At 66.5% G+C, this 20,272-nt stretch carries 27 protein-coding genes, 1 pseudogene and 1 riboswitch; of the genes and pseudogenes, 13 read left to right on the top strand and 15 right to left on the bottom strand.

Annotated elements, in window-relative coordinates; translation table 11 throughout:
- The first annotated feature begins 7 nt into the window (after positions 1–7).
- Positions 8–1,573, top strand: a complete 1,566-nt coding sequence (locus IWX89_RS12190; protein ID WP_196903833.1) for a cytosine permease — start codon at positions 8–10, stop codon at positions 1,571–1,573.
- Between the two features lie 3 nt (positions 1,574–1,576).
- Positions 1,577–1,984, top strand: coding sequence for a nuclear transport factor 2 family protein (locus IWX89_RS12185; protein WP_196903832.1), 408 nt, complete (start codon positions 1,577–1,579; stop codon positions 1,982–1,984).
- Here IWX89_RS12185 and IWX89_RS12180 read toward each other — a convergent pair.
- The 6 genes from IWX89_RS12180 to IWX89_RS12155 form a co-directional block, all read right to left on the bottom strand.
- On the bottom strand, positions 1,981–3,012 hold the full coding sequence (locus IWX89_RS12180; RefSeq protein ID WP_307836538.1) for a hotdog domain-containing protein: 1,032 nt from the start codon (positions 3,010–3,012) through the stop codon (positions 1,981–1,983). The two genes, IWX89_RS12185 and IWX89_RS12180, sit on opposite strands and share 4 nt — an antisense overlap.
- Before the next feature lie 70 nt (positions 3,013–3,082).
- The gene (locus IWX89_RS12175) at positions 3,083–4,387 is read right to left on the bottom strand and encodes an MFS transporter (protein ID WP_196903831.1); all 1,305 of its coding nucleotides are present in this window, start codon (positions 4,385–4,387) and stop codon (positions 3,083–3,085) included.
- Positions 4,388–4,456: 69 nt separating this feature from the next.
- Positions 4,457–4,780 carry a YciI family protein gene (locus IWX89_RS12170; RefSeq protein WP_196903830.1) on the bottom strand — a complete coding sequence of 108 codons (324 nt, stop codon included), beginning with the start codon at positions 4,778–4,780 and terminating at the stop codon, positions 4,457–4,459.
- 96 nt (positions 4,781–4,876) lie between these two features.
- Positions 4,877–5,872 carry a TIGR03086 family metal-binding protein gene (locus IWX89_RS12165; protein ID WP_196903829.1) on the bottom strand — a complete coding sequence of 332 codons (996 nt, stop codon included), beginning with the start codon at positions 5,870–5,872 and terminating at the stop codon, positions 4,877–4,879.
- Positions 5,872–6,192 (bottom strand): helix-turn-helix transcriptional regulator, encoded by a 321-nt coding sequence (locus tag IWX89_RS12160; protein WP_196903828.1) that lies wholly within the window; start codon positions 6,190–6,192, stop codon positions 5,872–5,874. Before IWX89_RS12160 ends, IWX89_RS12165 begins: the two co-directional genes overlap by 1 nt.
- Positions 6,193–6,267: 75 nt before the next feature.
- Positions 6,268–6,750: a heme-degrading domain-containing protein gene (locus IWX89_RS12155; RefSeq protein WP_196903827.1), complete on the bottom strand. Its 483-nt coding sequence runs from the start codon at positions 6,748–6,750 to the stop codon at positions 6,268–6,270.
- Positions 6,751–6,891: 141 nt separating this feature from the next.
- Here IWX89_RS12155 and IWX89_RS12150 point away from each other — a divergent pair, with 141 nt between their 5' ends.
- Positions 6,892–7,095 carry a three-helix bundle dimerization domain-containing protein gene (locus tag IWX89_RS12150; RefSeq protein WP_196903826.1) on the top strand — a complete coding sequence of 68 codons (204 nt, stop codon included), beginning with the start codon at positions 6,892–6,894 and terminating at the stop codon, positions 7,093–7,095.
- Positions 7,096–7,102: 7 nt separating this feature from the next.
- On the opposite strand, the gene IWX89_RS12145 is transcribed toward IWX89_RS12150, so the two are convergent.
- On the bottom strand, positions 7,103–7,612 hold the full coding sequence (locus IWX89_RS12145) for a universal stress protein (RefSeq protein ID WP_196903825.1): 510 nt from the start codon (positions 7,610–7,612) through the stop codon (positions 7,103–7,105).
- A 177-nt stretch (positions 7,613–7,789) separates the two neighbouring features.
- Between IWX89_RS12145 and arsD the strand changes: the two genes are divergently transcribed.
- The 4 genes from arsD to IWX89_RS12125 all read left to right on the top strand — a co-directional run bounded on the left by arsD (position 7,790) and on the right by IWX89_RS12125 (position 10,957).
- A complete protein-coding gene (gene arsD / locus IWX89_RS12140) occupies positions 7,790–8,209 on the top strand; it encodes an arsenite efflux transporter metallochaperone ArsD (RefSeq protein ID WP_196903824.1) in 420 nt (139 codons plus the stop codon).
- A gap of 13 nt (positions 8,210–8,222) precedes the next feature.
- A complete protein-coding gene (gene arsA, locus IWX89_RS12135) occupies positions 8,223–10,019 on the top strand; it encodes an arsenical pump-driving ATPase (RefSeq protein ID WP_196903823.1) in 1,797 nt (598 codons plus the stop codon).
- A gap of 130 nt (positions 10,020–10,149) precedes the next feature.
- Positions 10,150–10,518, top strand: coding sequence for a VOC family protein (locus tag IWX89_RS12130; RefSeq protein WP_196903822.1), 369 nt, complete (start codon positions 10,150–10,152; stop codon positions 10,516–10,518).
- Between the two features lie 39 nt (positions 10,519–10,557).
- Positions 10,558–10,621, top strand: a riboswitch (guanidine-III (ykkC-III) riboswitch).
- Positions 10,622–10,633: 12 nt separating this feature from the next.
- Positions 10,634–10,957 carry a multidrug efflux SMR transporter gene (locus IWX89_RS12125; RefSeq protein WP_196903821.1) on the top strand — a complete coding sequence of 108 codons (324 nt, stop codon included), beginning with the start codon at positions 10,634–10,636 and terminating at the stop codon, positions 10,955–10,957.
- Positions 10,958–11,040: 83 nt separating this feature from the next.
- Here IWX89_RS12125 and IWX89_RS12120 read toward each other — a convergent pair whose 3' ends face one another.
- From IWX89_RS12120 to IWX89_RS12105, 4 genes are all read right to left on the bottom strand, one after another.
- Complete coding sequence (locus tag IWX89_RS12120) at positions 11,041–11,682, bottom strand: NADPH-dependent F420 reductase (protein WP_196903820.1); 642 nt, start codon at positions 11,680–11,682, stop codon at positions 11,041–11,043.
- Positions 11,683–11,752: 70 nt separating this feature from the next.
- Positions 11,753–12,148 carry a VOC family protein gene (locus IWX89_RS12115; protein WP_307836537.1) on the bottom strand — a complete coding sequence of 132 codons (396 nt, stop codon included), beginning with the start codon at positions 12,146–12,148 and terminating at the stop codon, positions 11,753–11,755.
- Positions 12,149–12,256: 108 nt separating this feature from the next.
- Complete coding sequence (locus IWX89_RS12110) at positions 12,257–12,397, bottom strand: hypothetical protein (protein ID WP_196903819.1); 141 nt, start codon at positions 12,395–12,397, stop codon at positions 12,257–12,259.
- A gap of 69 nt (positions 12,398–12,466) precedes the next feature.
- Positions 12,467–12,889 carry a hypothetical protein gene (locus IWX89_RS12105; protein WP_196903818.1) on the bottom strand — a complete coding sequence of 141 codons (423 nt, stop codon included), beginning with the start codon at positions 12,887–12,889 and terminating at the stop codon, positions 12,467–12,469.
- A gap of 60 nt (positions 12,890–12,949) precedes the next feature.
- On the opposite strand from IWX89_RS12105, the gene IWX89_RS12100 reads away from it, so the two are divergent.
- Positions 12,950–13,498, top strand: coding sequence for a TetR/AcrR family transcriptional regulator (locus IWX89_RS12100; protein WP_196903817.1), 549 nt, complete (start codon positions 12,950–12,952; stop codon positions 13,496–13,498).
- Positions 13,499–13,645: 147 nt separating this feature from the next.
- Here the strand turns inward: IWX89_RS12100 and IWX89_RS12095 are convergent, their stop codons facing one another.
- A complete protein-coding gene (locus IWX89_RS12095; protein WP_196903816.1) occupies positions 13,646–14,083 on the bottom strand; it encodes a VOC family protein in 438 nt (145 codons plus the stop codon).
- 494 nt (positions 14,084–14,577) lie between these two features.
- Between IWX89_RS12095 and IWX89_RS12090 the strand changes: the two are divergent.
- The 3 genes and pseudogenes from IWX89_RS12090 to IWX89_RS12080 all read left to right on the top strand — a co-directional run.
- Positions 14,578–14,796: pseudogene (locus tag IWX89_RS12090) on the top strand (type II toxin-antitoxin system death-on-curing family toxin); the annotation flags it as partial.
- 219 nt (positions 14,797–15,015) lie between these two features.
- Positions 15,016–15,267 (top strand): type II toxin-antitoxin system Phd/YefM family antitoxin, encoded by a 252-nt coding sequence (locus IWX89_RS12085; protein WP_196903815.1) that lies wholly within the window; start codon positions 15,016–15,018, stop codon positions 15,265–15,267.
- Positions 15,264–15,524, top strand: coding sequence for a Txe/YoeB family addiction module toxin (locus IWX89_RS12080; protein ID WP_196903814.1), 261 nt, complete (start codon positions 15,264–15,266; stop codon positions 15,522–15,524). Before IWX89_RS12085 ends, IWX89_RS12080 begins: the two co-directional genes overlap by 4 nt.
- 21 nt (positions 15,525–15,545) lie before the next feature.
- Here IWX89_RS12080 and IWX89_RS12075 read toward each other — a convergent pair whose 3' ends face one another.
- From IWX89_RS12075 to IWX89_RS12065, 3 genes are all read right to left on the bottom strand, one after another.
- On the bottom strand, positions 15,546–15,908 hold the full coding sequence (locus tag IWX89_RS12075; protein ID WP_196903813.1) for a GntR family transcriptional regulator: 363 nt from the start codon (positions 15,906–15,908) through the stop codon (positions 15,546–15,548).
- A complete protein-coding gene (locus IWX89_RS12070; RefSeq protein ID WP_196903812.1) occupies positions 15,905–16,942 on the bottom strand; it encodes a hypothetical protein in 1,038 nt (345 codons plus the stop codon). Before IWX89_RS12070 ends, IWX89_RS12075 begins: the two co-directional genes overlap by 4 nt.
- Positions 16,943–17,096: 154 nt before the next feature.
- Positions 17,097–17,327 (bottom strand): PLDc N-terminal domain-containing protein, encoded by a 231-nt coding sequence (locus IWX89_RS12065; RefSeq protein WP_196903811.1) that lies wholly within the window; start codon positions 17,325–17,327, stop codon positions 17,097–17,099.
- A 415-nt stretch (positions 17,328–17,742) separates the two neighbouring features.
- Here IWX89_RS12065 and IWX89_RS12060 point away from each other — a divergent pair, with 415 nt between their 5' ends.
- Together IWX89_RS12060 and IWX89_RS12055 are read left to right on the top strand one after the other, a co-directional pair.
- Entirely contained in the window at positions 17,743–18,465 is a 723-nt protein-coding gene (locus tag IWX89_RS12060) for an AAA family ATPase (RefSeq protein WP_196903810.1), read from the top strand.
- 258 nt (positions 18,466–18,723) lie between these two features.
- On the top strand, positions 18,724–19,521 hold the full coding sequence (locus IWX89_RS12055; protein WP_196903809.1) for a LysM domain-containing protein: 798 nt from the start codon (positions 18,724–18,726) through the stop codon (positions 19,519–19,521).
- Positions 19,522–20,272: the final 751 nt, after the last annotated feature.

Here is a 20,272-nt window from a genome sequence, read left to right as displayed (position 1 = left end):
GTCACCCATGAGCGAAAACCCAGGCACCGGCCACGATGACGGCACGGTGGTGCTGAACGCCCGCCCCAAGGCCACCGAGGTGGAGACGCACGGGATCGACACGATTCCGCCTGCCGACCGCACCTCCACCTGGGTTGACCTGCTGAGGATCCAGTTCGGCGGAGCGAACACGTTCGCAACCGTGCTGCTCGGCACTTTCCCGATCGTGCTCGGGCTCTCCTTCTGGCAGGCCGTGCTCGCCACCGTGACCGGCGTGCTCGTCGGCACCGTCTTCCTGATGCCGATGGGGCTCTTCGGGCCCAAAACCGGCACGAACAATGCGGTGTCGTCCGGCGCGTTCTTCGGCGTGCGCGGCCGGGTCGTCGGGTCGTTCCTGTCGCTCCTCACCGCGGTCGCGTTCTACTCCATCTCGGTGTGGGTGAGCGGCGACGCCCTCGTCGGAGGGCTCAACCGGCTCGCCGGCATCCCCGACTCGATCGGCCTGCGAACCCTGGTCTACGGCGTGATCGGCGTGATCGTGATCGTCGTGGTGGTCTACGGGTTCCAGTTCATGCTCCTCGTGAACAAGACGGCCGTCATCGCCAACACGGCACTGATCCTCCTGGCCGTGGTCGCCTTCTCCGGAACCTTCGACGCCGGTTACGACCCCGGGCCCGACGCGCTGGCACTCGGCGGATTCTGGCCGACCTTCGTGGGGGCCGCACTGATCGTGATGAGCAACCCGATCTCGTTCGGGGCGTTCCTCGGCGACTGGTCCCGGTACATCCCCAAGAGCACACCGCCGCGCAAGCTGCTCCTTGCGACGTTCCTCGGCCAGCTCCTCACCCTCGTGCCGTTCCTGTTCGGCGTCGCCACGGCAACCCTGGTCGCCGGCCAGGCCGATTACGTCTTCGCCCTGATCCAGGCCTCCCCGATCTGGTACGCGGTGCTGTTGATGCTGGTGGCATTCATCGGCGGGCTGTCCACCGGCACGACCTCCCTCTACGGCACCGGCCTGGACTTCTCCTCCGTGTTCCCCACCTTCAGCCGGGTGCAGGCCACGATCGGGATCGGAGTGGTCGCCTTCCTCTTCATCCTGACCGGCCGGCTCTTCTTCGACCTCCTCGGGGCGGTCAACGCGTTCGTCGGCGCCATCATCGTCACCACCACCCCGTGGATGGTCATCATGGCGATCGGCTACGTGGTGCGCCGCGGCCACTTCGACGCCCGAAACCTCCAGGTCTTCAACAAGGGCGAAATCGGCGGCATCTACTGGTTCAACTCCGGCGTGAACTGGCGCGGGATGGTGGCGTGGATCGGCGCGGCCGTCCTCGGGCTGCTCTTCGCCAACTATCCGCCCATCATCGTCGGCCCCTTCGTCGGCCTCGGCGGCGGCATGGACCTCAGCCTGGTGACAGCCGTTGTGGCCGGGGCCGTGCTCTACCTGGGCGCGCTGTGGATCTTCCCCGAACCGCGCTACGTCTTCGGTGCGAACGGGCCACGCCTCGTCGCATCCGTCGACGGAACCGCCCAGGAGGTCGTCACCGACCACGGTTCGACGGCGGCCAGGGCCGCTGCCCGCAGGGCAGGTTAGATTATGACGACCGCAGAGGACCAGACCGGCCCGGCCGCCGAGGCACTCGCCGCAGCGGACGCGATCATCGACGATTTCGGGCACCATCGGCGGGATGCCTACTTCGCCGGGTTCGCGCCCGAGGCCTCCTTCATGTTCCACACGGTCCCGGAGCGGCTGGAAACGCGCGCCGCCTACGAGGAACTGTGGAAGGACTGGGAGCAGACCAACGGCTTCCGGGTGCTGGGCTGCACCTCGGCGAACCGGCGACTGCAGCTATTCGGCACGGTCGCCGTGTTCAGCCACGACGTGACAACCGAGCTCGAATCCGACGGGACCCGGGAGACCCAGCACGAACGCGAGACGATCGTGCTGGAGAACCAGGGTGGACGCTGGCTCGGAGTGCACGAGCACCTCTCCCCGGCGGATTAGGGTCGCCGGAAGAGGTCCACGGGCATCATCGCGAGCGGCGCGCGCAGGGCGATGAGCGCCCTGGCCTGTTCGTCGAGCGCCTTGTCCTCCGCGGTGATCAGGGTGAGCGGGGTGACCGGTGCGGCGTGTCCGTCCGCCCCGATCGCCACGAAGATGCTCATGCACGCGGTGGTGAGCTGGAGGTCGTGCGGGTTTCGCGGGCTCCCCGAGCGCACCCGGATGCTGATGTGCATGCTTCGATGACCCGTGTGGATGAGCCGGGCATCCACCTCGACGATGTGACCGATGTGGATGGGTCGGTAGAAGTGGATGCCGCCGGAGTAGACGGCGACGGCGGCCTCTGAACTCCAGGCCGCGGCGGTGGCGAAGGCGGCCTCGTCGATCCAGCGCATGACCGTGCCGCCGTGGGCGTTGCCGCCCCAGTTCGCGTCGGCCGGAGCGGCGAGGAAGCGGAAGACTGTGCGCGGCGTCGTGCCGTCATCGGTATATTCCGCTGCACGCATGACCGATTGGATGCGCTTGCGGGGTTCGAGCCGCGCCTGCGCGTTCTGCTGCAAGGAGCGGTCCACGTCCGAGTGGGGGATCCAGGTGGGCACCTCGCGGGGCTTGCCCGCGTCGTCGACGGCGACGAAAACGAGGATGCAGTGGGTCGCCGGACTGTATTCCCTGGCGCGCACATCCGTCGTCTCGACCGTGACGAGCACGTGCATGCTCGTGCGGCCGGTGTGGATGATGCGGGCGTGCACCTCGACGAGGTTGCCCGGCTTGATCGGCCGGGTGAAGTGCACGTTGCCTACGTATGCCGTCACCGTGTCCGAGGCGCTCCAGCCGACCGCGCAGGCGTAGGCGGCCTTGTCGATCCACTCGAGCACGCTGCCGGCTGCGACCGTGGCGCCCGAGGCAGCCACGTCCTGGGGCACGGCCATGAACCGCAGGGTGATGCGGTCGTCGGGCTCCGGGGTGCGGACGGCGCCGTCCGCATCAGGCGCCGACGTCGATTCGGGATTCGGTGTCATCGGTATGGTCACGGGAACTCCAAGGGAGCCAGGTAGGGGGCTTGGTTCCAGAATCCCACGCCCAGCCGGATTAGGGAAAAGTTCAGGTGCTGAGCCCGGCTTCCCTGCGCTGCAGCCGGATCGTGGCCCAGAGCAGGACGAAGGCCGCGACCTGGAGGGCGACGACGGTGGCGACGAGCACCGGTACCCGGTCGTAGAGCGCCCCGGCCAGGGACCCGCCGGCGAGTGCGGCCGCGCCCTCGAACGCGGCGAAGATGCCGTACGCGGTGCCACGGCGCCCGCTCGGCACCAGGTCGGCAACCAGAGCCTTGACGGTCGACTCCTGGATGCCGGTGGCCGCGCCCCAGAGCACGGCGCCGCCGACGACTGCGCCGAGCCGGGCCGACAGGGACAGGCCAGGCACGAACGCGATCATCAGCGGCAGGGAGAACAGCACCCCGGTGCCCAGCTTGTCGTAGGCGTACCCGCTGGCGAGGGCACCGAGGGCGGCGGCGCCCATGGCCACCGCGAAAATGAGGGGGACCGCGGCCAGCGGCAGGATCTTCGCATCCACGAGGTGGAAGGAGATCACGCCGAAGCTGACCAGTCCGACTGTGGACACCCCGACGGTCGCCGCGAACAGGTAGAACGCGCGGGGCAGCCTGAACGGCGTGGGAGGGTCCGCGAGGTCGGCTGGGTCGCCACGGTCAGCGGGATCTTCCGGTGCGCCGGGCTGCGGGGGCGCCGCGACGGGGGCGCGGTCCCGGCTTCTCTCGTAGACGCTGAGGTCGGGCACGCGGGTGCGCATCCAGACGAGGATCCCGATAGCGACGGCGCCCGGGACGGCGAGCACGGCGAAGGCCGGCCAGATCACGGTCGTCACGGCGATCACCGCGGCGACGACCAGGGGCCCGAGCAGCGACCCTGCCTGGTCGAGGGACTTGTGCACGGCGAATCCGCGCCCCCTCCCGACGGCGCCGGCGGCGTTGGCGAGGAGCACGGTCTTCGCCGGGCTGCGGATGGCCTTGCCGGTGCGTTCGACCAGGATCAGGGTGGTGGCGAGCACCAGGCCGGCGCCGCCGACGAACGGGGTGACGGCGAGCAGCGGAACGCAGACCGCCGTCAGGGCATAGCCGGCGATGGTGAAGGTCCAGTACCGGCCGGTACGGTCCGACCAGGGGCCCGAAATGAGACGGAATGCGAGCGCGAACGCCTCGCCCAAGCCCGTCACGACGCCGACGAACAGCGCGGATGCCCCGAGCTGGCCGAGGAACGGACCGGTGAGGGACTCCGCTCCATTCGAGGCCAGATCGACGACGAGACTGACTATGCCGAAGTTGAGCACCACGCGCCAGGCCGACCACTGGCGGTCGGGCGGGGCGGCGCCGAGGGGAACGGGCTCGCCCATCTGCGCCTCCTGACGAAGAGGGTGGCGGGCCGGGGCCAGGGCCCCGGCCCGCCGGATCTTGATCCGAGGTTACATCTGTCCGAGTTCGAAGATCTGCAGGCTGAACCTGCCCTTGCCTTCGCTGAGGAACGGGTGCCCCTCGGCGAGGGTCTTCGCCTCGACGAGGCTGTCGGCTTCGACGATGCTGTACCCGGTCAGGTCGGCCGCGGCCGCGGTCGATCCGTCGTCGACGACTGCGGTGCCGCCGGCGAACGGGGCGCCGCCGTCAACGAGCGCCGACCCGATCCGCCCCATCCAGGCTCCCCATGCCGCGGTTTCCTTCTCACTCTGCTCCGGAGTGAACTGGTCCATTGGCGTGGCCGGGCCCTTGTAGATGTAGATGAACTTGCTCATGGTGTTTCCTTCCTGTGGGTGCACCCGGCCGGGTGGCAAGGTGCCGTTTTCTTGTTTTCGGTCAACGACGGGTGCCCGTTCGGTCCGGGCCGACGGTCACGAGGGATTCCGGCGACCGGTGAAGGCGAGGAGCCGAGGCAGGCTCGCCGCCGATTCCTCGACCTCGATTGCCGGATGGAAGCTGCCGTTGCCACGCGTCGCATCCGTGATGGTCTGGCGGGCGAGGCTGAGGATGTAGTCCGACAGGGCAGGCGCCACCTCGAGCTGCTGCCCGGTCGCCGTGGCCAGGTCCCAGGCGTGCACGAGGAGCTCCAGGTTCAGGATGTTCGCCACCGTCGACGCGGGGAGGCCGCCCGGCCCGAGGCCGACCGTTCCGGCCAGCCCGCGGAGCCGGAGGGCTTCGAGGGTCTTCTGGGCCGCGTCGGCGATCCGCACCTCGGCCGGAACGGATGCTGCGGCAGCGGGGGAGTCGGGGGCGGGTTCAGGCACACCGAGCGCCGTGCCGATCCGGACGATCGAGTCCTCAAGGTGCGCGACGAGCTCAGCCACGGTGAAGTCCTCGCAGGGGGTCAGGGCATCCGCGTTCGCCGCGGTCACGCCTCGCAGCATCCGCTGCACGATGGCCAGGGCGGCCTCGGCGCTGGCCAGCGGGTCGATCGGGTCGGGGACGGCGGCCCACTCATCCGGGCCGACGTCACCCTCGGCACCGAGGGTGACCAGGCGGCCGAGGAAGTGCTGCCAGCCCTGGGCGTGACTTTCGGCCTGCTCGGCGGTGAGGCCGTCGTGCACGAGCCGCACGGTGGTGCCACCGTCGACCGCGTCAAGGGTGATCGAGACCGTGGACGCCCCGGGCGGCAGATCGGGGGAGCCCTCCCAGCCCCAGGTGAGCACGACCCGCTTGCCCGGCTCGATCTCGGTGAAGGTGCCGGCCGCGGAATGGCCCGGCACGATGGTCCACCGGTATTCGCCCCCCACGCGCAGGTCCACCCGGGCGGCCACGGTCTTCCACCGGCGCAGGCGCTCCGGCTCGGTGATCAGCCGGAAGGCGGCGTCGGGGTCGAGCGGAAGAAAGACGGTCATGTCGAACGGCATCAGGATTCTCCTTGCGGCGGGCGCGGACGAAGGGCGTTGGCATCGGCAACGAGCTGGTCGAGTTCGCTGGTCCAGAATGCGTCGAAGAGGCGTCGAAGTCGGCTCATTCCCGCCTGGTCAAGGCGGTAGTGCCGGTTGCGGCCTTCCTTACGGGCGGCCACGAGACCGGCTCCTTCCAGCAGCAGCAGATGCTGGGAGATCGCGGAGCGACTCACGGCGAACTCGCCGGCCAGCTCGGTCACGGTCTGTTCACCGTGGGCGAGCAGTTGGAGCAACCGGCGCCTGGTGGGCTCCGTTGCCACCTCGAGGAGGTCGACCATGCAAATACGTTAGCAACGGCTAACGCATTTGGCAATGGCCGGCCAGGCAGGGTGAGTCGCCGCGGTGGAGGTGGGTCAGCCCTGGGCCAGGCGGTGCTCCGCGAGGACCTCCACGACGAGGTCGTGGTCGTCGCGCTGGGCCAGGCCGGAGACACCGACCACGCCGATCAGCGAGCCACGCACCCGCAGCGGGAAGGCACCCCCGTGAGCGGCGTGGGTGGCCGGGTCGAGGTTGGAGGAGGTGCGGAAGTCACGGCCGAGGGAGCGGAAGCGCGTGCCCACCGCGAACGAGGAGTTCGCAAACCGGCGTACCACCCGGAACTTGTTCTCCAGCCAGGCGTCGTTGTCGGCGCTCGACCCGGGAAGCGCCGCGTGGAAGACCCGCTGGTCGCCGAACATGATCGACACGGCGACCGGATGCCCGCGCTCCAGGCCCAGCTCGACGAGCCGAGAACCGACCGCCCAGGCATCGGCGAAGTCGAAGGAGTCGAATTGGATGGTGCGTTCCTGGTCGAGCAGGGTGGTGAGGAGTTCTGCCGCCTCCGATGCATCCGTCATGGTCCGCCTTTCGCCCGGGCACGTCGGTGTGCGCCCGGAGCCCCAGTCTTCCACGCGGCCGGGGTATCGACACCGGGCGAACGGGCCTGCGCGCGCCGGTTCTGAGTTGACCAATTGGTGGAGGGGGCCGAAACTGGAGAAGTGAACCCCCAAGAGGAAGACCGTGCCGTCGCCAAGGTCATCGACCGGTTGGCCGAGAAGTTTCCGGAATCGCCGCGAGTGCGGATCGAACAGGCCGTGCACGAGCAGCAGGAGGCGCTGGCGGGGAACCCGGTGCGCGACTATGTGCCCGTGCTGATCGAGCACGCGGTGAAGAGCCGATTGCGCAGCTCCGCCGCGAGCTGAACGACGTTCAGCCCAGTTCCCACGGAAGCCGTTCGTCGAAGGGGACAGGGGCGAGTGGGATCATCACCACCGGGCGGTGCTGGCGGTGGGCCAGGCGCACGGCGATGGACCCGGTGAAGAATGCCTGCAGTCCGCCGCGGACGCTGGATTCCCGCGTGCCGACAATGATCATCGACGCCCCCAGCGTCTCGGCGAGGTGCCCGAGGGCCAGGGCCGGGTCACCGGCCAGGGCCCGCGTGCTCCACGCCACGCCACGCCCCTCGAGCAGCGTCTCCAGTCGGGCGCGCAGCCCAGGGTGGAATCCCTCGTCGGCCAGGTCCGTGTTGTCCGGGTCGAACGACAGGGTGGACATGCTGCCGTCGGGGTGCTCGGAGACCATGTACCGGCCGGGATCGACCCACGCGCAGACCAGTTCTGCCGCGAAATGGGAGGCGAACCCGGCGGCTTGCTGCACGACGGCATCCGGCTGGCCAGGGGCGACGCCCACGATCACGCGCGCCGGGTGTCTAACGGTCATGAGGTGCTCCCTGTGGGCGGGGCTGGATGCCGACCAGTCCGATCGTGCCACCGACCGGCGGGCATTGCGAGCAATCCCCGCCGAACACACCAAACATCGATGTTCATCGATATACTGGTAAGACCGACACCATGGACAGGTCGTCCCCACGGATGCCGGACCAGGAGTTGGTGCGCAATGGCAAACATCCAGATCTTCGAACCCGGACTGTGCTGCGGCACCGGAATCTGTGGCGTGGACGTCGACGAGGCGCTGGTCACGGTGTCGGCGGACCTCGACTGGACCCGGTCGCAGGGTGGACAGGTCACCAGGTTCAACCTGGCCCAGGAGCCGCTGGCCTTCGTCGAGGACGAGATCGCCCATGCCTTCCTGCTGAGAGCCGGCGAGGAGGGGCTCCCGCTCACCGTCGTCGACGGCGCCACGGTGCTGACCGGGCGGTATCCGTCGCGGGCCGAGCTGGGCAAATGGGCCGGAATCCAAGCCCACGACTCTGCCGTGCAACCGGAGGACTGGCCCCGCCTCCTCGCCATGGCAGCACCGGCCGCGGCTCTCGACGCCGAGGCGGGTTGCTGCGGCGGCACCGGCGGCTGCTGCTAGTCAGAGCCCCGCGATGACGACGCCCCGGTTCCTCGACGACACGCCACGCTTCCTGTTCTTCACGGGCAAGGGTGGGGTCGGGAAGACATCGATCGCCTGCGCGACGGCCGTGCGCCTGGCCGACGGCGGGGCATCCGTGCTGCTGGTCAGCACCGACCCTGCCTCGAACGTCGGCCAGGTCTTCGGCGTGGTCATCGGCAACACGGTCACCCCGATCGACGCGGTCCCGGGGCTGTCGGCCCTGGAGATCGACCCGGAGCAGGCTGCCGAACAGTACCGTGAGCGAATAGTCGGCCCGGTCCGCGGTCGCCTGCCGGCCGCCCAGGTGGCCTCGATCGAGGAACAGCTGTCGGGTGCGTGCACCACGGAGATCGCCTCATTCAACGAATTCACCGAACTGCTGACGGATGCTGCCTGGACCGCCGCCTACGACCACATCGTCTTCGACACGGCCCCCACCGGGCACACCATCCGACTGCTCCAGCTGCCCGGCTCGTGGACCGACTTCCTCACCGAGGGAACCGGCGACGCCTCCTGCCTGGGGCCGCTGTCGGGGCTGGAGAAGCAGCGCGCCGTCTACGCGGAAGCCGTCGCAGCCCTGTCGGACCCTGCCCGCACCCGGCTGGTGCTGGTGGCCAGGGCGCAGCGCTCGACGCTCGCCGAGGCCGCCCGCACCCAGTCCGAACTGGCCGCGATCGGCATGACCCGGCAGCACCTGGTGGTCAACGGCATCCTGCCGGAGCAGCCCGCCGGCAGTGCGATCGACCCGCTCGCCGCCGCCATCCGGGCCCGGGAACAACGGGCGCTCGTCGAAATGCCCGAGGCCCTGCGGAGTGCGCCGACAGACCGAGTGGCGCTGAAAAGCACCAACATGGTGGGGCTGGCCGCCCTGCGAAGCCTGCTCGAGCCGGAAGACCTCCCGGGACAACCTGGCCCGTCGCCCGACCTTGCCCCGGCTCCGCTGTCGGCGCTCGTCGAGGAGATCGCGGCCGGCGGGCACGGCCTCGTCATGCTGATGGGCAAGGGCGGTGTGGGCAAGACCACCATGGCTGCCGCGATCGCCGTGCAACTCGCCCAACGCGGGCATCACGTGCACCTGACGACGACCGATCCGGCCGCGCACCTTGTCGACACGCTGGCGGGCGGGCTTCCCGGACTCGAGGTGTCCCGGATCGACCCGGCCGTCGAAATCGCCAACTACACCGATCGGGTCATGCGCACCAAGGGAGCCCGCCTCGATGAGCAGGGCAAGGCGATGCTCAGGGAAGACCTCCGCTCGCCGTGCACCGAGGAGATCGCCGTCTTCCAGGCCTTCTCCCGGGTGACCCGGGAGGCGAAGGACGCCTTCGTCATCATGGACACGGCGCCCACCGGCCACACCTTGCTGCTGCTCGATGCGACCGGGTCATACCACCGCGAAATCCAGCGCCAGATGGGCCCCGGCATGCACTTCACGACTCCGATGATGAAGCTGCAGGACCCGGAGCAGACCAAGGTGATCCTGGTCACCCTCGCCGAAACGACACCGGTGCTCGAGGCCGCGGAACTGCAGGACGACCTGATCCGCGCCGGAATCGCCCCCTGGGCCTGGATCATCAACAATTCGATCGCCGCGGCGGCGCCGAACGCCCCGCTCCTCCGGCTCCGTGCCGCGGGCGAACTGCCGGAGATCGCGCACGTGCGGGAGCTGAAAGCGCCCCGCCTGGCGGTCGTGCCGCTGCTCGCGGCCGAGCCGGTCGGCATCCCCGCCCTGCTGGCGCTCGGCGACGGCGTTCCCGCCCTTGCCGCCGCCGATTCCCGTTCGTCCTGACTCGGCTCGGGGCGGGGTTTCGGCGAATCCGCGCGGATTGCCCGGTGCGATGCCATGCTTACGATCGGGTGGCCGGCCGTTCGGCCAACCGGGAACAACGCCGCGTCGTCGGCGGGATTGTGGAGTGGTTGTGGACATGCGACTGGAATTGGTCCCGCTGCCGTCGACGGATGTGGACCGCTCAAAGGCGTTCTACATGGACGGGGTGGGGTTCACCCTTGATCACGATGTCGAGCCGGGCAACGGAATGCGCGTCGTGCAGTTGACCCCGCCCGGATCGGCGTGCTCCATCGTCATCGGAGTCGGGATCAGCGATCCCCACGCCGCTCCCGTCCTGAACCTCCACCTGGTCGTGGACGATGTCGACGCCGCCCGCCGAGAGCTCATCGGCAACGGGGTCGAGGTCTCGGACGTGCACGACATGGGCGGAGGCATCCGCTACGCCTATTTCAGTGACCCTGACGGCAATTCCTGGGCCCTGCAGCAGATCTCTGTGTGAGCGCACTGCGTTTGCACGGCCGACTGCGATACCGTAGTTGGGAGCCGCGATCAGCGGGCCCGGACGAGGGATCAGTACCCGGAACGCGACAAGACTGGCCGTAGGAGTTGTTGTCATGTCCTGGATCGTGCTTATCGTGTCCGGCGTTCTCGAAGCAGTCTGGGCCACCGCGCTGGGCAAGTCCGACGGCCTCACAAAGCTGTGGCCATCGGTGGTCTTCATGGTGGCGCTCACGTTCAGCATGGCCGGACTTGCCTGGGCGATGCGAGACATCTCAACCGGCACGGCGTATGCCGTCTGGGTCGGAATCGGGGCGGCACTGACCGTGCTCTACGCGATGGTCTTCGGCGCCGAGCCCGCATCGCTGGTCAAGATCCTGCTGATCCTCGGGCTCGTGGGGTGCATCGTCGGTCTCAAGCTCGTGGATGGCGGCCACTAGAACAGTCCGGTCCCGGCGCTGAGTCGGCCACCCACGGCGCGGAGGAACCGAGGATGACCCCGGTTCCGCGCCGCATGTCCGGATCAGATCGTGCGCGGTGCCTTTGCCAGGTTGGCCTCGAGCTCAGCGATGGTCTGTCGGGTGCCATAAGCCGGACGGTCGCGCTCGACGCGCCAGCTCTCGGCGAGCGGACCGATGTTCACGGTGTCGAAACCGAATTCGTCGTAGAGCTTAGTGACGAAGTCGGAGGCATCCGCAAAGTCGGACGATGTAGCGAGTGCACGCCGTGCCGGGTCTCCGGTCGGGAACGAGTCAGCGGTGATGTCGGCGGCCGTGATGTGGTTGAAGCCCTTTGCAACCCGTGAGGTGGGCAGGTGCCCCTGCAGCATGCCGGTCACGGTCGCCTCGCCGTTGTCGAGGGCCTCGATGTGGCCGTCGCGTTCGAAGTAGTAGTTGTTGGTGTCGATGACGATCTTGCCGGCGAGCGGCTGGACCGGCACGTCCGCATAGGCCTTGAGCGGTACCGTCACGACCGCGACGTCGGCAGCCTGTGCGGCCTGCACTGCTGTCCCTGCGCTAGCCTTCGGGCCGAGCTCGGCGACGAGGTCCGCGAGCGTCTCAGGGCCGCGGGAATTGCTGATCACGACGTCGTAGCCGCTCTCGATCGCCTTGCGGGCGACCTGGCTGCCAATGTTTCCTGCACCGATGATTCCGATAGTTGTCATGCTCACGACAACGGGCCCGGCATCGAAAATGTTCCCGATGCCACGAAGGCCAGACCGTATACCCGCGTGTTCAGATGCCTGCGGGGCGTTCCTGTACCACCCAGGCGTTGCCGTCGGGGTCGGAGAAGAACACGAAAGAATTCCAGGCCTCGCCCCGTCCCCGGACGCGGATGCCGTTCTCGAAGTGCATCACCCTGCTGGCGTCCACTCCTCGCTCGGCAAGCTCGGCCCGGGCCGCATCAACGTCGGACACGACGAGCTGAAGACCGTCGATCCGCGTCTCGCCGAGCTTCAACTGGATGGAACAACCGGATCCGGACGGGGTGAACTGGACGACACGTTGGTCGTCGCTCACCCACAAGTCGAGGTCGAGGTGGAAGCCAACCTGCTCGGCGTAGAACTGCTTGGCGCGGTCGACGTCCGAGACGCACACCGTCACGACTTCGAGACTCCACTGCAGGGGCATTGTCCGTTCTCAGTTGGATCGTTGAGTATGGTTCGGCGGAGGCGGCCTGACTCCCGGTTCCGGTCCAACCGGCCGGTCTGTGAGCCTGGCCGCGATCGGCCGACTGGCCTAGCCTTCTTTCGATTCCTTGGGCGACCGCGGTGCCGGGTTGGCCGTTTCCGGGGTGATCCTGGGTGGCGGCCCCTGCGCCGCGGTCGGCTGCACGCCCTTTCCCTTGCGCATTTGTTCCTTGGGTTTCTTGCCAGTCATGGCATCCTCCAGTCCCGTAATCCTCAATTCCCAGTGTGGCCCGGATTGGCAGAACCGCTACCACCCGCATCACCCGGCGGTGGCGACGGTCGCGCCGATGCACACACCCAGGCAGGTGAAGTAGACGAAACCGGCGAAGACCGCATGGAAGGTGACGCGGGGAGGCATCCTGCCTTGAAAGGTGTCGACGATCGCACCCAGGTATGCCTTCCAGAATGTCGTCGTTGCCCGCGAGTCCCGTGACCGCCCGCGCAACATCGCGTCGCCGAAGCTGTTTCCCACCGTGAGGGCCGCCAACGCGAGCCAGGCAGGAAGCACGTTGCCGGCCACCAGGAAGACAACCCACAGCGCAAGGCCGACGGTTCCTGCCGCGATATGGGTGATCACGGTAGGCGCACCCGTATGTCCGCCGCGCCACCAGCTCACGGCGAGCGAGACTCCCGCGGTGGCTTGGGCCAGCCACAAGGCGAGGACGACGTAGTGCATCACCATGAAGACAAATTACTACGTTCATAGTGTGGTGTCACTACATCAGTAGTGTAAATTCTGGGTGTGACCACGAACCGAGAGCGTGCCCTGCATGCGGCCGTTGATGAAGTCGGGGAGCACGGCATCCGGGCACTCACGCACGCCCGGGTCGATGCCCGCGCGGGGCTCCCCAAGGGATCGACGTCGAATTGGTTCCGTACCCGCGCCTCCCTCCTCGCCGGCCTGATCGGGCACATCGCCGACGCCGAACGGTCGGATGCGGCGGTCCCGCCGGCCGGCGACACGATGACGGAGCGGGACCTGGTCGATCTCGTCTGTTCGCTGATCGAAACCGAGTCCGGCCCGCGCGCGACGCGCACTCGAGTGCGCCTCGCTCTTTCCCTCGAGGCGGCACACGATGCCGACCTCCTGGCGCCCCTGCTCCGCCAGCGCGCCGTCATGGTCGAGTGGATGGCGGCACTTCTGGGGCAGGTCGGCGCAGATGACCCCGACGAGGCGGCGCGAACGCTGTTGGCGTGCGGCAACGGGCTCTTGTTCCACCGATTGACCGTCGATCCGGATGTCGAGATCCGTCCCGTAGTCGAGCGCTGCGTTCGTGCCTGCCTCGCCTGAAGAATCGCATCGACCATCTCGAGGCCGCTCTACTGCAGACAAACCGAGAGCGTGTCCCGAAAACGACCAGGGACGAAAAGCGGGCCGACCGTCGCGTTCGCGCCATGATCGAGTTCAGTAACGCACTCCCATCGAAACGAACGACCGTCAGCCCTTCTTCAGAGCCTGGGCGAGCATCACGAGGATCCCGCTCGGCCCGCGGAGATAGGTGAGCTTGTAGACGTCCTGATAGGTCGCCACGCCGCGAAGCGGATAGCAGCCGTGCCTCGCAGCGGTTTCAAGCGCCGCCTCGATGTCATCGACGGAGAACGCGACGCGGTGCATGCCGATCTCGTTGGGGAGAGTGGGTTCCGTCTCGATGGCGTCCGGATGAAGGTATTCGAAGAGCTCGATCTGACCATGACCGTCCGGTGTTGTGAGCACTGCGATCTTGGCGTGGTTGCCGTCGAGGCCGACGGCGGTGTCGGCCCAGTCGCCACTGATGGTGTCTCGCCCGATGACAGTGAGCCCGAGGTCGGTGAAAAACGCGATAGTCGCGTCAATGTCGCGCACGGCGATCCCTACATTCTCCAGTTTGATAGCCATGCGTCGCATGATACCGAAACAGCATGCGGAGCCTGGAGCGCGGCCCGCCTGAGACCGACCAGATGGGGACGAAGATTCGAACGGCTGAACAGCGACGCACAGATTCGCAATCGGAACCTCTGCGGGCGAGATCGCATACAGCTCGAGGCCGCTGGCGATCGCGCACGCCTACTTCGTTTGGTTCGGGTGCCTCGTGAACACGTTGACGATCTTCACTGTTCTGCCCTCGACGTAGTACCAAATGCGTGCGCCCCCAGAGAGTTCGTACTGCCACTGATCGTGTTCGACGCCGTCACGAACAATCGTTGCGAGTTGGCCCTTGAGCTGGTGGCATTTGGGGTCCGACTGGTTTGGGGCCTTCGTGAGCCGGTCCCAGGCGTCCGCGGCTGAGCTTTTCTGGGTAGCGACGATGTCGCGCCATTCAGTCGCGGCTTGACTCGTCACATGCTCGATGGCGAATTCTAATGACTTGAGATGGCCTCACCGCGAAGGCCGCGGCGCTGACGCACTCCTTGGCCCGCAACCATGGCTTGGTTGACGGCAATAAGCGGCTGAGTCTCACTGCGCTGATCGCTTTCCTCGGTATGAATGGAAGACGGCTGACCTGGTCTAATGAAGAGGCCTATGAATTCATCATGGACCTTGCATCCGGGCGCCTTGACGACGTCTCCGAGATTGCGGAACGCATTGATCTGGGAAGCGAGGAGCGCTGAGGCACAGCGCCGTGGTCGGCTCGAGAGTCGTGAAGGCTTCAGTGGCAAGACACGTCGCTTGCCGGCCATTAGTCTCACCAGGGGCGAGAGAGGGGAGCGGCTCGGGCTCTCGTCCGGGTGCGGCAGAGGAACGGCTTACGCGACGATGGTGGAGCTGTGGGTGCATCTTGTGGTCGCAACAAAGTCGACGTACAATTTTCTGTACGTGAAAGGATCCCAATGCGCACCATGACATATTCCGAATCCCGGGCGAAGTACGCCGAGACTCTCTCAGCAGTGGTGGATGACCGAGAAGAAGTTGTTATCACCCGTGCAGGACACGAACCCGTGGTCATTGTCTCGCTCGACGACTACGAGTCGCTCAAGGAAACCGCCTATCTGCTGAAGAACCCCGCGAACGCGCGCCGCCTCCTTGGATCGATCGATCGACTCGAGGCCGGCCACGGCACGCAGCACGACCTTGACGAATGAAGTTGATCTGGGACGAGGATGCCTGGGACGACTACCGCTGGTGGCAGACGCAAGACCGCAAGATCCTCAAGCGCATCAATACGCTCCTGAGCGACGTTATTCGCAACGGAAATGAAGGCATCGGAAAACCCGAACCCCTCAAGCACGGCTTCCACGGGTATTGGTCACGTCGGATTACAGACGAACATCGCCTGATCTACAAGGTCGAGAACGATGAAGTCCGTATCGCCGGATGTAGATACCACTACGGGCGCTAAAGCGGGCCCGTAGGCGGAACCTCATGTGGGCAGCTGCGTCGCGTCTGTTCGCCAGACCGCGCGGAGGATTGCGATGGTGTCTTCGAGGGTGACGAGTGCGCCTTCACCTGCTTCCGCGAGTGCGCGGGCGTGCTCGATGACTGACTGTGGCGCCCGCGATGCCCCGGGGGCGACGCGGGTGCCGGCGGCGGTGCGGGTAACGATGAGGCCGTCTCGTTCCAAAGACTTGTAGGCCTTTGCGGCTGTGGCCTGTGCGACGCCGAAATCCCTGGCGGTTTGTCGAACGGTTGGCAGGCGTTCGCCATCTCCGAGTTGTCCGGAGCGGATCGCCCCGCGGAAGAGCGCATCGATTTCATCCGCAGAGCTCGGCGTGGTCCCGGTCATCGCCGTGGTCCGTTGGTCGAGACTCCAGACTCCGGTGCTGCGACGCGCGAGCGCCGTGTCGCGATAGCGGCGCGGGCTGTGTCAACCGCAAGGCGGAGTAGGAACGCGACTCCGCCAGCCTGGAATGCATAGCCCAGAAGGTTCATGGGGCGGGCGATCGCGTCGTAGCTACCGGCTACGAGAATGCGCGGGTAGGACTGATTGTCGGAGACCCATTGCTCGTCTAATCCGACCAGAGCTTGCCCGGAGGAACCGGTGTGCATCCACACGGCTCCAAGCGTGGTGATGAGTCCTCCGAGCAGGATGAACGTGAACAGTCGAGCGGTTAGTTCTCGTTCCGAGCGCGCGCTGGAGGCGGCCGATCGGGCAAACACGGGCCGGTTGGCGTCCGTGTGCAGCACGGCGAAAAAGACGGCGCAGGCCAGTGCGAGCGCGACGAGAGTGGCGAGATGGTTCGGCCATCCTGCCCCGGACAGGTAGCCGTACCCGCTGTTGAAGCTCATGTAGATCGGCAGGTCAGTGAAGTCGGGAACGTTTCCAAAGAATGGTCCGTCTTTGGGCGCGGTCCTGGCGATCGCAATCTGCCACACTGCAGTCAGCGCGAGCAACGTCGCGGTGATTCCGGAGATCCAGAGCAAGGTGCGAGACGCGAACGCATGCCAGGGGCGGCGCGGAACAATCGACCGCTCTCCCGGTGCGGGAAGAGGGATCCGGCGAAGGGCTACGGCCGCCGCAGCCACCACGAGTGTGGCCGCAAATAGCGGGGCCGGCCGGCGCCACCAGCCGTCATACCCGGATACGTCAGGCGTTGACACGGCAATCGCGCTGACCGCCGTCGCCACGACAACCACGAGCAATGAACCCGCCACTCCTGCCCAGGTGAGAGTTGCCGTGCGCCGCCCGGTCTGGGGGAGTGACACCATCCGCCTGGGACGAACCCACGACAGAGCGAAGAGGACCAGGCCGAAGGTGATAGCCACTTCCAGAGGTAGCAGGTCTTGAACGGCGTGCACGAAGAGAAAGAGGAAGTTCATCTAGGCCCCCAGAAGATCGAATCCCTCGCGAGCATCGCGAGCTTTGTGCTGTGAAGGTAGCACAAGATTGTGCTATCGAAACAGTGCAAGTTCGAGCGCGGGCATTCGTGTCCGATCGGCGAACCCCCTCCGCGAAGGAAATGAGGGTCGAGGTCTATCGAACCTTGTGGGTGAGTCGAAGGCCGAATGGGTGTGGACCGGCGAAGTACCAAACGAGCGCGCCGAGCAGTGGCGCGAATACGACGGCGATCATCCAGAGGGCCTTCTCCACCTCGGACAGGTCGAGGGTTCGCGCAATCTGGACGATGGCGTACGCGATCGCAGCGATGTAGAGGACGGCGACGACGGATGCGAGAGCGACTGCAAGTGCGGCTGGACTGTCCATGACTGTTCCGTTCGTTTGGATACTTCAAGATAGGGCCCCAGTGAAGATGCGTCTACGGAAGCGCTTGCGGGTATCAAGGTGGAACGGGGACCGGGAATGCTTTCGGCCGCGACTGCGTCGGTAGAGTTGGCCCCGCAGGCCAAATATCTGAGTTTGAGGGGGACGCTGTGCCAGAACATGAACCTTGGTTTGGACGGAAGCGGATAGGTTTCGGCTGGGGGCCACGCACCTGGCAAGGGTGGCTGATCATGGCATTGCTGACCGCTGTCGTAGTTGGCATGACAATATTCGGAGCCCTGCAGAACAGCTAGTGAAGCGGCCTCGGCGACATGAGCCGAACTCCTCTGGAGCCCAAAGGGGAACCCTGAACGGTTGGTCTAACTGTTTCGAGTGCCGGTTCAGGCAGAATGATCGCATGTCGAGAAACGATCCTCCGTTGCGCTCGGTGAGCCAGGATCCCGACGCGCCATTTCTGCCTCGGGATGTGTGGCCCGCGACGCTGGCCCCGATCGCGCAGCTCCTCGATGATGGTCTCGAACTGGGTCCAGTGACCGTATTCGTCGGCGACAACGGGGTCGGCAAATCGACTCTCATTGAGGCCATCGCAGGTGCCTACGGCATGGGACCGGAAGGAGGATCGACCGGCTCCAGACACACCACTCGCAGGTCCGAGTCCCCCCTCGCCGACCACCTGCGGTTGAACCGGGGTCTCGGCGCTGGCCGGGGCGGCTTCTTTCTCCGCGCGGAAACGATGCACGGGTTCTTCACCTATCTGGAGGACAACCCCGGCGGAAACGACCCCGTATTCCACGAGCGCTCGCATGGCGAGTCGTTCCTCGACCTTGTGGCTGCCCGGTCTCGTTACCCGGGCTTGTGGATCCTTGGTGAGCCGGAATCAGCGCTCTCGTTCACCGGATCGCTTGCTCTGCTCAGCGATCTCCGGGACATTGTTGCCGCCGGTGGGTCTCAGGTGATCCTGTCCACTCATTCACCGATTCTGGCGTCAATACCTGGTGCGGAGATCTATGAGGTCGGGCCATGGGGATACCGTCGCTGCGTCTGGGAGGATCTCGACCTGGTTAGGAATTGGCGATCGTTCCCGGACGATCCGGAACGGTATTTCAGGCACGTTCGCTGACTTCGATGCATGCAACACTCGTCGTCACGCCGCGGCTGGATTCACTGTCCTTACGCGGGACCGTACGGCGGACCTCCATGGAGGCGCACCAATTCGCCGAGGTTCCAAAGTTTCGGGGGAGTGGCAGTCGGGAACCGCCAACGGGAAGGTTCGGTGCGTCCGGTAGCGACGTCGGTCGAGCCACCTCGTCCGTCGGGCCAGGGGCTGGACCGGCGATGCGGCCGACTGCCATACTGGGCCCGGCGGGGAGGGGACCTGATGCCACGACTGGCGACATCCGTTCTGGGGAGCATCGCTCTGGTGCTCGGACTGGTGGCTTGCTCGCCAACTGCGACTCCAGCGGTCGACACGGCTGTCCACACGGATGCGCCGGCCCCGCCCGACCGTGCGGCCGACGTTGTCATCCCCGACGGTGTCATTGGCGCGGCCGAGCTCACGTCGGCCTCGGGAGACAACACCATCTCCGGAACCGTCGTCGTCACGGCGGGTGGGGGCGGATTCGACGTCGCACTGAAGGACTTCCACTCGGACGTCCCCGGAGGCTTGCAACTATCCTTCAGCCCCTGGTCGGAGGCCACGATCTGCCTGGCCGACATGCACAGCTTCTCGTTCGGCAACCTCTCCACGAACGCCGATCAGCCTGGGCTGAGCATGGGCCCCAGGGACTTGTCCCGGGGCGACCCCAGCTACTACCTGACCGCCGTCGTCACGGAGACCGACCCGACCACGACCGATCCTGACGGCTGTGTGCTCACTCCCCGGGCGGTCGGCACGATCACCTGGGACGTGCCGGACACCCGCCCCGGGCTGCTCGCCGTCGATACCGGCGCCCGGTTCGGCGCCGGCGGTGCCACGGCTTTAGTCGCTGGTGCACTGCTCTCCTACCGTGCAATCGCCGGCGACACGGTCAACGACATCGCCGACCGCTTCGGCATCACGGCCGACGACCTCGGCTTCCTCAACCCGCTCACCAGCCGCCAGCTCCAGGCCGGCGACGAGCTGAACCTCCGGGTGGCGCTGCGCGGCGGCGCCTCGGTCCCGCCGCCCTCGGGCTGAACGCCGCTCGAGGAAATGAACGGCCGCTGTCGCCCCCTATGGGGAACCATCAACGGAACCGCGACCCTGAATGCAGTTGTCGACAGCGGCTGCTTCGCAGTGTCCGGCAAGGTGACGGTCAGGAATGGTTGAAAGCCGCCCACCCACCAAATCCAAGCTGATCGCGCCAAATCTAGTCTGGACAATCCCGCTTGCTGTCGCTCTTGGCTTCATTCTCGTTGCCTATGCTCGACTCGACCGTTGTGGAATTGTCGAATGCTTGGGTGACCCCGGAGGGTTCCTGTCGCCGTCAGCACCGATCGCGATCATCGCCGCGGCCGTCAGCTGGGTGCTCCTGTTCGCCGCCATAGTGGCGGTACCGTGGGTGCGCCCTTGGTGGCTACGAGCCCTCGTCGGGGCAGCTGCCGGCAAGAACGGGCCGAGGCGAGGCTTAGGGAGTCGCTGTGGCTGGCTGGGTTCAAGAAGTCAGAAATCGAAGACGCTCTCCGTGACTCTGGGATTGGCGGACCGCCGACAGCTCAGAAGTAAGATGCTGAACGTCTGCGCGAGGGGGACAAATGTCGAAGAGAGCAATTCGCGTGCGAAGTCTCGCGATTCCGACCGGAGTACTCGGGGTCGTTCTACTGGTCATGTCTTATGGGTTAGCGACGGTTGGTTGTCAATGGCCAATCCGAACTGCCCACGGGCGGCCAGTAGAAATGCCCGCTGGTGGCCATGAAAACTGCCCACTCATGGCCAACAGATCTGCCCA

Origin of the sequence: Cryobacterium sp. MP_M3 (assembly GCF_015752155.1) — a bacterium.
Taxonomy (GTDB): domain Bacteria; phylum Actinomycetota; class Actinomycetes; order Actinomycetales; family Microbacteriaceae; genus Cryobacterium.
The sequence above is the reverse complement of the archived record's forward strand: the minus strand, read 5'-3'. Positions and strand labels throughout refer to the sequence as shown.